General features: G+C 61.2%; 14 protein-coding genes and 1 pseudogene. 2 read left to right on the plus strand and 13 right to left on the minus strand.

Annotated elements, in window-relative coordinates:
• Positions 1-33: 33 nt before the first annotated feature.
• Genes L085_RS24270 through L085_RS01360 form a run of 3 tightly spaced genes read right to left on the minus strand, consistent with a single transcriptional unit; the run spans position 34 to position 2300 of the window.
• On the minus strand, positions 34-261 hold the full coding sequence (locus tag L085_RS24270) for a non-oxidative hydroxyarylic acid decarboxylases subunit D (RefSeq protein WP_071841592.1): 228 nt from the start codon (positions 259-261) through the stop codon (positions 34-36).
• A gap of 9 nt (positions 262-270) precedes the next feature.
• Entirely contained in the window at positions 271-1698 is a 1428-nt protein-coding gene (locus L085_RS01355) for a non-oxidative hydroxyarylic acid decarboxylases subunit C (RefSeq protein ID WP_015376505.1), read from the minus strand.
• Between the two features lie 2 nt (positions 1699-1700).
• On the minus strand, positions 1701-2300 hold the full coding sequence (locus tag L085_RS01360) for a non-oxidative hydroxyarylic acid decarboxylases subunit B (RefSeq protein ID WP_015376504.1): 600 nt from the start codon (positions 2298-2300) through the stop codon (positions 1701-1703).
• Positions 2301-2481: 181 nt separating this feature from the next.
• Here L085_RS01360 and L085_RS01365 point away from each other — a divergent pair, with 181 nt between their 5' ends.
• A complete protein-coding gene (locus L085_RS01365; protein WP_044029770.1) occupies positions 2482-2898 on the plus strand; it encodes a MarR family winged helix-turn-helix transcriptional regulator in 417 nt (138 codons plus the stop codon).
• A gap of 90 nt (positions 2899-2988) precedes the next feature.
• Here the strand turns inward: L085_RS01365 and L085_RS01370 are convergent.
• The 3 genes and pseudogenes from L085_RS01370 to L085_RS01380 all read right to left on the minus strand — a co-directional run.
• A pseudogene (locus tag L085_RS01370) lies at positions 2989-3906 on the minus strand (L,D-transpeptidase family protein); the annotation flags it as partial.
• Between the two features lie 231 nt (positions 3907-4137).
• Positions 4138-5013 (minus strand): helix-turn-helix domain-containing protein, encoded by an 876-nt coding sequence (locus tag L085_RS01375; RefSeq protein WP_033631697.1) that lies wholly within the window; start codon positions 5011-5013, stop codon positions 4138-4140.
• Positions 5014-5023: 10 nt separating this feature from the next.
• Complete coding sequence (locus tag L085_RS01380) at positions 5024-5401, minus strand: hypothetical protein (RefSeq protein WP_044029771.1); 378 nt, start codon at positions 5399-5401, stop codon at positions 5024-5026.
• A 120-nt stretch (positions 5402-5521) separates the two neighbouring features.
• Between L085_RS01380 and L085_RS01385 the strand changes: the two genes are divergently transcribed.
• Entirely contained in the window at positions 5522-6343 is an 822-nt protein-coding gene (locus tag L085_RS01385; protein WP_049870629.1) for a helix-turn-helix transcriptional regulator, read from the plus strand.
• A gap of 38 nt (positions 6344-6381) precedes the next feature.
• On the opposite strand, the gene L085_RS01390 is transcribed toward L085_RS01385, so the two are convergent.
• The 7 genes from L085_RS01390 to L085_RS01420 all read right to left on the minus strand — a co-directional run bounded on the left by L085_RS01390 (position 6382) and on the right by L085_RS01420 (position 13612).
• Entirely contained in the window at positions 6382-7518 is a 1137-nt protein-coding gene (locus tag L085_RS01390) for a porin (RefSeq protein ID WP_044029772.1), read from the minus strand.
• Positions 7519-7887: 369 nt separating this feature from the next.
• The gene (locus L085_RS01395) at positions 7888-8658 is read right to left on the minus strand and encodes a 3-hydroxybutyrate dehydrogenase (protein ID WP_021504185.1); all 771 of its coding nucleotides are present in this window, start codon (positions 8656-8658) and stop codon (positions 7888-7890) included.
• A gap of 12 nt (positions 8659-8670) precedes the next feature.
• Positions 8671-10062, minus strand: coding sequence for a GntP family permease (locus L085_RS01400; protein ID WP_044029777.1), 1392 nt, complete (start codon positions 10060-10062; stop codon positions 8671-8673).
• A gap of 45 nt (positions 10063-10107) precedes the next feature.
• Positions 10108-11031, minus strand: coding sequence for a 3-hydroxyacyl-CoA dehydrogenase family protein (locus tag L085_RS01405; protein ID WP_044029778.1), 924 nt, complete (start codon positions 11029-11031; stop codon positions 10108-10110).
• A gap of 18 nt (positions 11032-11049) precedes the next feature.
• Positions 11050-12234 (minus strand): acetyl-CoA C-acetyltransferase, encoded by a 1185-nt coding sequence (locus tag L085_RS01410; RefSeq protein WP_044029779.1) that lies wholly within the window; start codon positions 12232-12234, stop codon positions 11050-11052.
• Positions 12235-12248: 14 nt separating this feature from the next.
• On the minus strand, positions 12249-12902 hold the full coding sequence (locus tag L085_RS01415; RefSeq protein ID WP_044029781.1) for a CoA transferase subunit B: 654 nt from the start codon (positions 12900-12902) through the stop codon (positions 12249-12251).
• A gap of 11 nt (positions 12903-12913) precedes the next feature.
• Positions 12914-13612: a CoA transferase subunit A gene (locus L085_RS01420; protein ID WP_044029782.1), complete on the minus strand. Its 699-nt coding sequence runs from the start codon at positions 13610-13612 to the stop codon at positions 12914-12916.
• Positions 13613-13633: the final 21 nt, after the last annotated feature.

Below are 13633 nucleotides of genomic sequence, written 5' to 3' on the forward strand. Positions count from 1 at the left end.
CATGAAAAGGCGGGCTTTTCCCCGCCTGCGGTTTCATTTCCTCAGAAGAGGAGGAATGGTCGGCACTTCCGGCGCATTATCGATATCCTGCTGAGTCATGCGAAACTCGGGCGGATAATGCTCCCGTTCCGTTCTGCGAGCAGGTTCGGTATTACGCCAGGTATAAAGGCAGTGTTGACACTGGTATACCGTCCACACGCCCTTGATCGGTGAATGCGCCATGACGTCTATCTGTTTATCGGCACAACGAGGACAAATCATAGGAACTCCTTAATGACGGTTAGCCAGCATGGCGGTTAATTTATCCACCCACAGGGCAGTTTCGGGTAAATCCTTGACCGGCTGGCTGTAGTGGCCGCGCGTATCCGGAGCCACCGGCGTGGTCGCGTCAATGATGAGTTTGTCCGTGATCCCCGCCGGGCTGGAGCCGGGATCCAACTCCAGCACCGACATATTCGGCAATTGCACCAAATCGCCGGCCGGATTGACCTTGGCGGACAGCGCCCACATAACCTGCGGCAGGTTGAAGGGATCGACATCCTCATCGACCATGATCACCATTTTCACATAGCCCAGCCCATGCGGCGTGGTCATCGCCCGCATCCCCACCGCGCGCGCGAAACCGCCGTAACGCTTTTTAGTGGAAATGATGACGAGCAACCCGTGGGTATACATCGCATTAACCGCCTGCACTTCCGGAAACTCGGCTTTCAACTGCTGATACAGCGGCACACAGGTGGCCGGCCCCATCAGGTAGTCGATTTCTGTCCAGGGCATGCCCAGATACAGGGATTCGAAAATCGGCCGCGAGCGGTAAGAAACCTTATCGATGCGCACCACCGTCATGTTGCGACCGCCGGAATAGTGCCCCGTAAATTCGCCGAACGGGCCTTCAATCTCGCGCTTGCGGCCTTCAATCACCCCTTCAATGATGACTTCGGAACCCCAGGGCACATCAAAGCCGGTCAAGGGGGCCGTCGCTATCGGGTACGGGCTTTCACGCAGGGCGCCGGCCATTTCATACTCCGACTGATCGTATTTGAGCGGCGTCGCCCCCATCAGCGTAATGATCGGGTCATTGCCCAGCGTAATGGCGATAGGCAGATCCTCGCCGCGCTCTTCTGCTTTATGCAGATGCAGCGCGATGTCGTGCATCGGCACGGGCTGCAGGCCCAGCTTACGCTTGCCCTTCACCTCCATGCGATAAATGCCGACGTTTTGCTTGCCGAAGTGGGTCGGATCTTCAGGATCGCGGGAAACCACGCAGGCCTTATCCAGGTAGAATCCACCGTCGCCGTCGTTTAAGCGAAACAGCGGCAGGATCTCAAACAGATTAATCTCCTCACCGTTGACCTCGTTCTCGGCCCAGGGCGGATTATCGCGACGTTCCGCAGAGACGGGAAAATGATCCCAGCGGCGAATATACTCATCGATTTGCTGCTTCACCGGCGTGGCCGGCGGGAGCCCCAGGGCTATGGCGTGATTCTGCCATGACCCGATGGTATTCATGACCACATGCGCGTGTTCAAAGCCTTTAATGTTCCTGAATGCAATGGCGGGGGCGCCCTCACCCATTCTGCCTGTGGCGTTGGCTGCCGCGGCGATATCCGGTTCCGCCTGAACCTCCTCGGTAATATCGAGTAATTGTCCGGCCTCATCCAGCGCCGCTAAATAACTTCGCAGATCGTCATAAGCCATATTTAACCTTCCTCGGTGTCAGTGGTTTTTTTGCTATTTTCTTTTAGTCCTGCCCAGCGCTTTGCCCGGCGATGATCAAGACCAAATTGATCCAGCACGCGTGCGACAATATGATCGGTAACGTCATCGATATGAGTGGGGTGGTTATAATAAGCGGGCATGGGGGGAACCAATGACACCCCCAATTTCGAGAGCGCGAGCATATTTTCCAAGTGAATAGTACTCAACGGCGTTTCTCTGGGAACCAACACCAACTTCCGCCCTTCTTTGATAATCACATCCGCCGCTCTGCCAATAAGCCCTTCAGCATAACCGGCTCGAATACCCGCCAACGTTTTCATACTGCAGGGAATAATGATCATGCCGTCCGTATGAAAAGAACCTGAAGAGATCGTGGCGGCCTGATCGGCAGAACTGTGCGTCACGTCGGCCATCGCCATCACGTCATGCACGGTGAAATTTGTTTCGAGTTCAATGGTCGTTTTGGCCCACTTACTCAAGATCAAATGCGTCTCTATGCCCTCCATGTCTTTTAGCGCCTGAAGCAGCGCCGTACCCAGCGGCGCCCCGGTCGCGCCCGTCATCGCGATCACTAATTTCATGCAACACCCCACAAAGTTCGTATGCGAACGATTTATCAAATCTAGTCCTGAGATAGCGATAAAACAAGTGGGCAATATGTAACCGTTCGTAAACGAACAACTTTCCGGACAGGTATCCCTTATCGGCTTATTTTGTTATATTGATATTATTGTTAGCTTTTTTCCTTTCAGGGAATAATGTATGAACAGAACGCTGGCCAATACTTTTTTCCACCTCATTCGCGAACTGCTTCAGGATCATAGTGCTCAATGGCAAAAATCGCTTCCTGAACTCAGCAAACAACAATATTCCATTCTGGCCACCGTTTCAGAAACGCCGGGCATTGAACAAATCGAATTAATGGAAGCGGCGATCAGCAGTAAAGCCGCGCTGGCCGAATTGCTAGGCCGCATGGAAGGAAAAGGTCTATTAAAACGGGAAGCCGGCGAGCATGATAGGCGCCGCCGATTTATTTACCTGACGCCTGCTGGGCAGGCGCTGTTCGAAGCCAGCCGCCCCATCGCCGACGCGATTGATAATATGTATCTCGAACGAGTCAATAAAGACCAACATGAGTCGGCGCTTTTCGTTTTAAAGACGATGATAGGGAAGCAATAATTCACCGCGCCAACAGCGGAAGCTGAAAGCATAAAAAAAGACGCCCGCAGGCGTCTTTTTTATCGCGTTCACTGAAGCTCTGGGCAATCAGTTCACTTTCACCGGCATGCCGGAACGGGCCTTGATCGCCGCGTCCACTTCGCTCTGGTTGACGCCGGCGTCCATCAGCACTTTGCCGACCGGCGCGGAGATGGTCAACGGCACCGGATCCTTGGATTGCAACTGCTCTTCGTTGGCCGACAGCGGGTTGTGCACTTCCACGTAGCGCGAGCCGTCCGGTTCGACGGTGGCCTTCATCGGTTCGTTGATGAACTGCACGCGGGTGCCTACCGGCACGTTCTGGAACAGGTACTTGATGTCGTCGGCGCGCAGACGCACGCAGCCGTGGCTCACGCGCAGGCCGATGCCGAAGTTGGCGTTGGTGCCGTGAATGGCATACAGACGGCCAACATACAGCGCATACAGCCCCATCGGGTTATCCGGGCCGGCCGGGAACACCGCAGGCAGGATCTCGCCGTCAGCCGCGTATTCGGCGCGCATCTTGGCGGTCGGCGTCCAGGTTGGGCCGTCTTTCTTGCGCTGCACGGTGGTGGTCCAGTTCAGCGGGGTGTCTTTACCCAGCTGGCCGATGCCGATCGGCAGCACCACCACGGTGTTGGAGCCTTTCGGGTAGTAGTACAGACGCATTTCGGCGCTGTTGATGATGATGCCTTCACGCGGCGCGTCCGGCAGGATCAGCTGCTGCGGGATAGTCAGGGTGCTGCCGGCCTTCGGCAGGAACGGATCCACGCCCGGGTTGGCCTCCAGCATGTTACTCAGCCCCATCTGATACTGGGCGGCGAAGCTTTCCAGCGGCAGTTTGCTGTCTTCCGGTACGGTGATTTGGATATTTTCGCCCACCAAACGGCTGTCTTTTGGCGGCAGCGGGTAAACGACGGCGAAGGCAGCCTGGCTGAATGCAACCAGTGCCGTAAACAGGGTTAATAACGCGCGAATGCTCATTTTCATCTTCGTGTTGGTCAAGGCCACTGGCGATTAGGGATATCGGTTTCTACGGCCTCTTCACCCCGATGAGTTTCAGCCGGCAGCCAAGCGCTGCGGCCTGAAAAACCAGGGGGGATTTGACCGGATGCGCATTATATGTGCACATCAATCAAAGTGTGAACCATTACCGATGTAATATCGCAATTTTTTGTAACCTGACGCGCCACGAAGGCGATTTTTTGCGAGAACCGCCGCCTAGCTGGCAGCGGCCAACGCTTCCTCCCGCCGTATCGGAATCAGATATTCACAGCGGATCGCCGCGCCGCCGAGCGGGCAACTGCCCTCCTGCGCCGGGTAGAAACGCTCGATATCCTGCCCTGGCCGGCGAATGGCGTTCATCTGCGGCATGGCGGTGTCATACAGCCGGACAATAAAGTTTTGTAACCCTTCCGCCTGTCCCTGGTAGGTGAAACGGGCATACTCGCCCTGCTCGATAGTCACCCGCTCTCCCGGCGCCCCTTCGTCCGGCAGAGCGGCGGTGTAGGCCATGCGCGGGCTGCCCCGGCGGCGCCGGTCAACTTCCAGACTGGTGAGGCCGTATACCACCTCCGGCAGCGCCTGCGGCTGCAGCAACTGCCGCCAGGCGTGGCGGCGCAGCTCACACTTGGAGGCCGCCAGTTGCCCCAGCGTAAAACTGCGGCGCTGGGTATGGCCCACCAACTGCATGGCGGGCAGCGTCACGATATCGGCCTGCGGCAATGGCGCTTCGGTCAGGCGCAGCGGCGGCTGCAGCCCATAGCTCGACCAATCCTGGCTGCGACGATAGCTGGCCGGCGGCAGACCGAACTGCTTGCGGAAGCAACGGGTGAAGGTCTGCTGCGAATCGAACTGGTAAGTATCGGCGATGCAGGCCACGCTGGTGCCGGTCAGGCGCAGTTCACGCGCGGCGGCGGTCAGCCTTCTGCGGCGCGCGTAGGTGCCGAGAATATGGCCGGTATGCTGCTTGAACATCCGCTGCAAATGCCATTTGGAGTAGCCGGACTTGGCGGCGATGTCGTCCAGCGTCAGCGGCTGATCCAGGCTCTGCTCGATCCAGGCCAGCAGCTGTTCAATCACCTGTTGCTGGTGCATGGTGTTCCCCTTATTTTAACAATAACGTCTGCGCCAATACCCGGCCTGCGGCTTCATCGGCGGCCACCAGTACCGGATAGCCCCAGAATTTGGCGCCGTATTCGGCGAATTCTTCCGCCGCCGCGCGTTTGGCGTCGTCCGGCTCCAGCATGATCATGCCTTTCACCCACCGCTTCAGCGCCTCGCGGTTATCACGTTTCCACAGCGCCACCTGGGTGCGAGCATCGCGGTCATGTTCTTGTTCTTCATCGCCGACGCTGCGGTCGGTGAGCAGAACAAAAGGCTCGGCGCGCGCCAGCAGCGCGCTGAATTCGGCCAGCTCGGCCTTGGTATCGCGCCCGTTTCGGCGCATCCACACCAGCGGAAAGTCGGCGGTATCCAATGACATAATCAGTTTCCTCGCGAAAGGGTTTAGAACTGGCGCTTACTTTATCGGCACCGGCGCTAGACCGCATTGCGCAATCAGGACATAATACTTTTCAATTCCGCCAAATTGAGAACTATTCTCATGAAAGTACAGATCCCCCGCCACTGTCTGGATATCGATCAGGTGCCGCGCCCGCTGTTTGCCCTGCAAGGTTCGACTCTCGAGCAGGATTGGGAAGTCGAGCCGCACCGCCACCGGAAGGCGCAACTGATCTACACCGTGCGCGGCATGATCCGCTGCGAAGTGGAAAACGGGCTGTGGCTGGTGCCGCCGCAGTGCGCGCTGTGGATGCCGGGCAACGTGTTGCACAACGCCCAGGGCGCCGGCTCCACCGAGGCCTACTGCCTGTTCGTCGATCAACATGCCGCCGTCGGCCTGCCGCAAAGCTGCTGCACGCTGTCGGTCTCGCCGCTGCTGCGCGAGCTGCTGCTGCAGGCCAGCACCTTTAAGCCGCTTTACGACGAACAGGGCGCCGAGGGGCGTCTGACGGCGGTATTGCTGGATCAGTTGGCGGCCGCGCCGATCGAGAATCTGCATCTGCCGGTGTCCGACGACGCGCGCATCCGGCAGTTGACCGAAGGCATGCTGAGCAGCCCGGCGGACAAATCCACCCTCGGGCAGTGGGCGCAGCGCATCGGCATGAGCGAGCGCTCCCTCAGCCGCACCTTGCAACAGCAGATGGGCATGAGCTTCGGCCACTGGCGGCGCCAGCTGCACGTAATGCTGGCGCTGCAGCGCTTGACGCAGGGCGAGAGCGTACAGACGGTGGCGCTGGATTTGGGCTACGAGAGCGCCAGCGGCTTCGTCACCATGTTCAGAAAGGCGGTGGGCAAACCGCCGGCGCGCTACCTGGCGGAGCGCAACGCCTCTGGAGAGACCCTGGGCGGCGCAATTACCATGTAAAAAAGCCGGCGCAGGCGCCGGCTTGGAGCAGGTGAAAATCAGAAGTCGTAGAACACCGTTATCCAGGTGGAATCCGGCTCGTTGTCGCTGCTGTTGGCCAGCGTGCGCTCCACATACACCGACAGACCGTAACCGATGGTGGTGCCCGCGCCAAGATAGACGTGGTTGGCGTGATACGCCTCGTCTCCCTTCAGCCGCAGCGAGTCCGCCGCCACATAAGGCTGGACGGATTTGAGAAACGGCTTGTCGATATTGAAGGTGTAACCGACGAAGCCTTCCAGCCCGTAGCCGTCACCGGCGAAGAAGTGCGACAGCGTGCGCTGGCGGGTGCTCGGCACATAATCTTTGTAGTAGCTGGCGGTGCCGACGATATACCAGTTGTTCGGCTGCCAGGTTAACGCGGTGCCGGACAACTGCTGGTGATAATCTTTTTCGCTGTACAGATTATCTTTGATCTTCGCATCGGTATAACTGTAGGCGGCGCTGAAGGTGAAGTCTTTCGTCACCTTGTAATCGAAGCCCAGCCCGCCGCCGCCTTTGCGGCGATAAATCAGGTTATCCGCGGTGTGCAGATCGTCTTCCGGCAATAAATAGTTGGCGTACAGCGTGACCGGCCCGAAATCATTGGTGTATTTGATGCTGTTTTTCGGTTTATTGCCGCCGTCATAGTCGCCGGAAATACCGATGCCGGTGCCGCCCGCATGGCCATCGTTATCCCAGACGTCGCTTTTAATGCCGACCACCGAATAATAGATGCCGTACTGGTGGCCATAGGTCAGGGTGCCGTAACGATCGTCTTTAAAACCGGCGTACAGCTGGCGCTGATAGTCGCGCTTGCCGTCTTCGTTATAGTGCCCGTCCCAGCTGAGCGCGTGCGCCAGATCGACGCCCCACTCGTAATAGCCGATGATCGTAGTGTCCTGCGTCAGCGCATAGTCGCCGCTGAAGCGAAAACGCGTACCGCCGTCGTGGCCGTTTTTGTCATAGCCCGGCTCCGGGCCGTTATTGAAGATCCACTCGGGGCGAATGCTGCCGCCCACCTTTAAACTGAGCGGCGCCAGCAACACATTGCTCTGCGGGTTTTTATCCAGAATGGTGATCTCGGCCTGCGCGCCGGCGGAAATCGCCGACAGCAAGACGCCGCCAATGAATATTGGCGTTGTATTTTTTCTCATTATTACCCCTGCCCGAAAAAATTATTGTTATAAACGCGGTGGTCTTAAGCCACGCAGAAATAATTAACCGATGTGAACAGCGCACGCAAGATATAAAAATTCACGCCATAACCTGCCATTATTTCAGGTTGGATTTAATTTCAGCAAAAACGTGTTCACCTGTAACACGGAGAAAAACAATGTAATAACCGCAGCACGAAATAAACCAATCCGCACGTTTCACCCAAAATAACCCTTCGTGATTATCTGGGAATAAAGATAGCAAATAACAAATAAATATTATTGCCGCAGGTAAACCGTCACGCGAGGGAATTAATTAAAGGCGGGAAATAACGACGGAGCGCATTGCGCGCTCCGGGGAAGATATCACTACTGCGCCAGCCAGCCGCCGTCCATGTTCCAGGCGGCGCCGCGCACCTGCGCCGCCGCATCGCTGCACAGGAACAGCGCCAGCTCACCGAGCTGCTCTGGCGTGACGAACTCTTGCGAAGGCTGCTTCTCCGCCAACAGCTCATCGCGCGCCCGCTGCGGATCGGTACCGGCGGCGATGCGTTTGTCGATCTGCTGCTGCACCAGCGGCGTCAGCACCCAGCCGGGGCAGATGGCGTTGCAGGTGACGGGCGTGCGGGCGGTTTCCAGCGCCAGCGTCTTGGTCAGCCCCACCACGCCGTGCTTGGCCGCCACATAGGCCGACTTGTCTTTCGACGCCACCAGCCCGTGCACCGACGCTACGTTGATGATGCGCCCCCAGTGGCGCTCGCGCATCCCCGGCAGCGCCAACCGGCAAGTGTGGAACACCGCCGACAGGTTGATAGCGAGGATGGCGTTCCATTTATCCACCGGGAACTGATCCAGCGGCGCCACGTGCTGAATGCCGGCGTTGTTCACCAGAATGTCCACGCCGCCGAACTCGCGTTCGGCATAGTGCATCATGTCCGCTATCTGGGCCGCATCGCCGAGATCGGCGCCGTGATACCCCGGCGCGGCGCCCAGCCGGGCAACCTGCGCTTGCGCCTGCTCCACCTCACCGAAGCCGTTGAGGATCACGCGCGCGCCGGCGGCGGCCAGCACGGACGCTATTCCGAGGCCGATGCCGCTGGTCGAGCCGGTCACCAGCGCGGTTTTGCCTTGTACACTCATTGTATCGCTCCTTTAAACAATGCCGGTCAGGTAGAACACGCCAATCACGAACAGCACCGCGGCGCTTTTGATCAGGGTGATGGCGAAGATGCCGCCATAGGCCTGCCGGTGGCTGAGGCCGGTGATCGCCAGCAGGGTGATCACCGCGCCGTTGTGCGGCAAGGTGTCCATGCCGCCGCTGGCCATCGAGGCCACCCGGTGCAGCACTTCCAGCGGGATATGCGCGGCGTGGGCGGCGGCCACGAAGTTATCGGCCATCGCCGCCAGCGCGATGCTCATGCCGCCGGAGGCCGAGCCGGTGATGCCGGCCAGCAGGGTGACGCTGATCGCTTCGTTCAGCAGCGGATTGGGGATCGCCGACAGCGCCTGCGACAGCACCAAAAAGCCCGGCAGCGCGGCGATCACCGCGCCGAAGCCGTATTCGGAGGCGGTGTTCATCGCCGCCAGAATTGCGCCGCCGACCGCCGTCTTGCTGCCTTCCGCCAGCCGGCCGCGAATATTGCCAAAGCCGAACGCCACCACCAGTAGAATACCCGACACCAACGCCGCTTCCACCGCCCAGATGGCGGTGATCTTCGCCACATCGGTGGTGATGGGCTTGGCCAGCCCCGGCAGCGTCAGCTCGTGGCTGGCGCCGTACCACTGCGGGATCCAATGGGTGAAGGCAAGGTTGAATACCCCGACCAGAATCAACGGCAGGATGGCGATCAGCGGATTCGGCAGGTTGATATCGTCCGGGGTTTCCGGTTCGTTCAGCAGCTCGGTGCCGTAACCCTCCCCCTTCAACTGCGCCTTGCGCCGCTGGCGTTCAAGATACAGCAGGCCGACCGCGATGATGAACAGCGAGCCGATCAGCCCCAGCCAGGGCGCGGCCCAGGCGTTGGTGCCGAAGAAGCTGGTCGGGATGATGTTTTGGATCTGCGGCGTGCCGGGCAAGGCGTCCATGGTGAAGGAGAAGGCGCCGAGCGCCACGGTGGCCGGGATCAGCCGCTTGGGGATGCCGCTCTGGCGGAACAGCTCGGCGGCGAACGGATAAACCGCGAACGCCACCACAAACAGCGACACCCCGCCGTAGGTCAGCAGCGCGCACACCAGCACGATCACCGGAATGGCGTGGCGCCGGCCGAGAATGCGGATCGCCGCCGCGACGATCGAACGGGAAAAACCGGACAGTTCGATCAGCTTGCCGAATACCGCCCCCAGCAGGAACACCGGGAAATAGAGCTTCACGAAGCCGACCATCTTCTCCATAAACAGCCCGGTGAAGGTCGGCGCCACCGCGCCGGGGTCGGTCAACAGCACCGCGCCCAGCGCGGCGATCGGGGCGAACAAAATCACGCTGTAGCCGCGGTAGGCGGCCAGCATCAGTAATCCCAGTGCTGCCAGGGCAATCAAAACGCTCATCGGACACCTCGCTATCGTTGTTATTGTCAGGTACGGCGTGCGAAATTACGGTTTCAGCGCAAAGCGCAGCTGATGCGCCCGTCGCCGTTGGATGCGTTCCCTGCGTGCTTCGTCCCACAGATAAAATCCCCGGCCGCTGCGCTGGCCGCTATCGCCGCGCTGCAGCCGCTGTTCCACCAGCGCCATCATCTCGTCGCCGGTCGCCAGTTCCGGGAACAGGTGGCGGGCGATGTCCGCCACCGTTGGGAGCCCGGTCATGTCGGCGGCCTCCAGCGGGCCGACCATGGCGTAGCGCCGCCCCAGCGAGGCGCGCATCACCTGATCCACCACCTCGGCGCTGGCGATGCCGCTGTGGACGATGTGCAGCGCCTCGCGCAGCACCGCAAACTGCAGCCGGTTGCCGACAAACCCCGGCGCGGCGCGTTCCAGCAGCACCGCCTCAAGATCCATCTCGCCGAGCAGCGCCTGCACCGCCGCCAGATGACGCGGTTCGGTGGCGCTGCCAGGCACGATCTCCACCAGCGGGATCAGGTGCGGCGGGTGCCAGAAATGGGCGATCAATAGGCGCTGCGGATGAGTCATGCGCGCCGCCAGCTCATCCGGCGGCAGGCCGCTGGTGTTGCTGGCGATCACCGCGTCGTCGGCGATCAGCCCTTCCAACTGCTCATACAGCGCATGCTTCAGCTCGAGCCGTTCCGGGATCGCCTCAATAAGCAGCCGGGCGCGCGCCACCGCGTTCAGATCGCCGGTCACGCGCAGACGCGCCAGCGCCGCTTCGCGCTCATCGTTATCAAACTGCCCGACGTCGCTCAGCTCGGCCAGAATGCCGCTCGCCACCGCCGGCGCTTCCACCCGCCGCTGCGGATCCGGGTCATACAGCAGCACCTCATGGCCGTGGCGAATAAAGTGGGTGGCGATGCCCACCCCCATCAGCCCGGCGCCCAGTACCGCATAGTCAGATGACTGCATGGTGCCCTCCTCGGTTGTTTACGGGCGCTCTACCGCCAGCGCCACCCCCTGCCCGCCGCCGATGCACAGCATCGCCAGCCCCTTGTTCACCCCGCGGCGCTGCATTTCGAACAGCAGCGACACCAAAATGCGACAGCCGGACGCGCCGATCGGATGCCCCAGCGCGATCGCTCCGCCGTTGACGTTGACCCGCTCCGCCTCCCAGCCCAGTTCTTTACCCACCGCCAGCGCCTGCGCGGCGAAGGCTTCGTTGGCTTCGATCAGATCGACCTCCTCCAGCCGCCAACCGGCTTTTTCCAGGCAGCGGCGCGCGGCCGGCGCCGGGCCGATGCCCATGATCGCCGGATCGACGCCCGACGAGGCGTAACCGGCGATGCGCGCCAGCACCGGCAAACGCAGCGCGGCGGCTTTTTCCGCGCTCATCAGCAGCACCACGGCGGCGCCGTCGTTGAGCGACGAGGCGTTGCCGGCGGTCACCGTGCCCTCTTTACGAAACGCCGGGCGCAGCCGCGCCAGCGCCTCCAGACTGGTGTCGCGCGGCTGTTCGTCGCGCTCGACGCGCAGCGCTTCGCCCTTGGGCTGCGGCACCGTCACCGGCGTGATCTCCTGCGCGAAACGCCCGGCCTGCTGCGCCGCCTGCGCCTTCTGCTGCGAGCGCAGCGCGAACCTGTCTTGTTCTTCTCTGCTGATGGCGTATTTCTCCGCCAGGTTCTCGGCGGTGATGCCCATGTGGTAGTCGTTGAACGCGTCCCACAGGCCATCGTGGATCACGCTGTCCACCATCTGCGCGTGACCGAGGCGCAGGCCGGCGCGCGCGCCGGCCATCAGGTAAGGCGACCGGCTCATGCTCTCCTGGCCGCCGGCGATCACCGCGTCGGCGTCACCGCTGCGGATCGCCTGCACCGCCAGATGCACCGCCTTCAAACCGGAGCCGCACACCTTGTTGATGGTCAGCGCCGGCGTCGTAAACGGCAGTCCGGCGTTCAGCGCGGTCTGGCGCGCCGGATTCTGCCCGCAGCCGGCGGTCAGCACCTGGCCGAGGATCACTTCATCGATCTGCTGCGGCGCCACGCCGCTTTGCGCCAGCAGCCCCTGCACCGCCGCCGTGCCCAGTTCCACCGCCGTCAGCGGCGCCAGCGCGCCGTGAAAACTGCCGACCGGCGTGCGCGTCGCCGCCACGATCACCACTTCACGTTGTTGCACATTCACCTCCCGTCTCAGAAACGCATTTCCGGCACTTGATCCGGCACGATCAGCCGGCCGGCGGTTTTGGCGACAATCTCCGCCACGCTGACGCCCGGCGCGCGTTCGCGCAGCACGAAGGCGCCGTCTTCAATTTCCAGGTAGGCCAGATCGGTCAATACCTTGCGGATGCAGTTGGCGCCGGTCAGCGGCAGCGTGCAGCGCGGCAGCAGCTTGGACTCGCCGCCCTTCGCGGCGTGGGTCATCACCACGATGATGTTCTCCGCCCCCGCCACCAGATCCATCGCGCCGCCCATGCCCTTGACCATCTTGCCGGGGATCATCCACGAGGCGATGTTGCCCTCGACGTCCACTTCAAACGCCCCCAGCACGGTCAGATCGACATGGCCGCCGCGGATCATGGCGAACGACTGCGCCGAATCGAAAATAGACGCGCCGAGGCGCGCGGTGACCGTCTGCTTGCCGGCGTTGATCATGTCGGCGTCCAGCTGCTGCTCGGTCGGGAACTCGCCCATCCCCAGCAGGCCGTTTTCCGACTGCAGCATCAAGTCCATGCCCACCGGCACATAGTTGGCCACCAGCGTCGGAATACCGATGCCCAGGTTGACGTAGTAACCGTCCCTCAGCTCTTGCGCCACGCGCTGCGCCATTTGTTCACGGGTAAGCATGCGAATTCTCCTTATGCCCGCAGGGTGCGTTGTTCGATACGCTTCTCGAAGGTGCCCTGGATCAGCCGATCGACGTAGATGCCGGGGGTATGGATCGCCGCCGGATCCAGCTCGCCCGGCGCGACGATCTCTTCCACTTCCACCACCGTGATGCGCCCGGCGGTCGCCATCAGCGGATTGAAGTTCTGCGCGGTGTGGCGGTAGATGACGTTGCCGAAGTGATCGGCCTTCCAGCCTTTCACGATGGCGAAATCGCCGGTGATGGCGGTTTCCATGATGTAGGTGCGGCCGTTGAACTCGCGCACCTCTTTGCCTTCGGCGATCGGCGTGCCGTAACCGGTGGCGGTGAAGAACGCCGGGATGCCGGCGCCGCCGGCGCGGATCTTCTCCGCCAGCGTGCCCTGCGGCGTAAGATCCACCTCCAGCTCGCCGCTGAGCGCCTGCTGCTCGAACAGCGCGTTTTCGCCGACGTACGATCCCACCACCTTGCGGATCTGATGGGTTTCCAGCAGCCGCCCGAGGCCGAACCCGTCGACGCCGCAGTTGTTGGAGACCACCGTCAACCCGCGCACGCCGCGCCGGCGGATCTCTTCGATCAGGTTTTCCGGGATGCCGCACAGGCCAAAGCCGCCCGCCAGCACCGTCATGTTGTCCGTCAGGCCTGCCAGCGCTTCCTGGTAGCTGCCGACGCGTTTGTCGAGCCCTGCCATATCGTTGCCCCTGCATGTTGC

Origin of the sequence: Serratia sp. FS14, from assembly GCF_000695995.1 — a bacterium.
Classification (GTDB): Bacteria; Pseudomonadota; Gammaproteobacteria; order Enterobacterales; family Enterobacteriaceae; genus Serratia; species Serratia nematodiphila.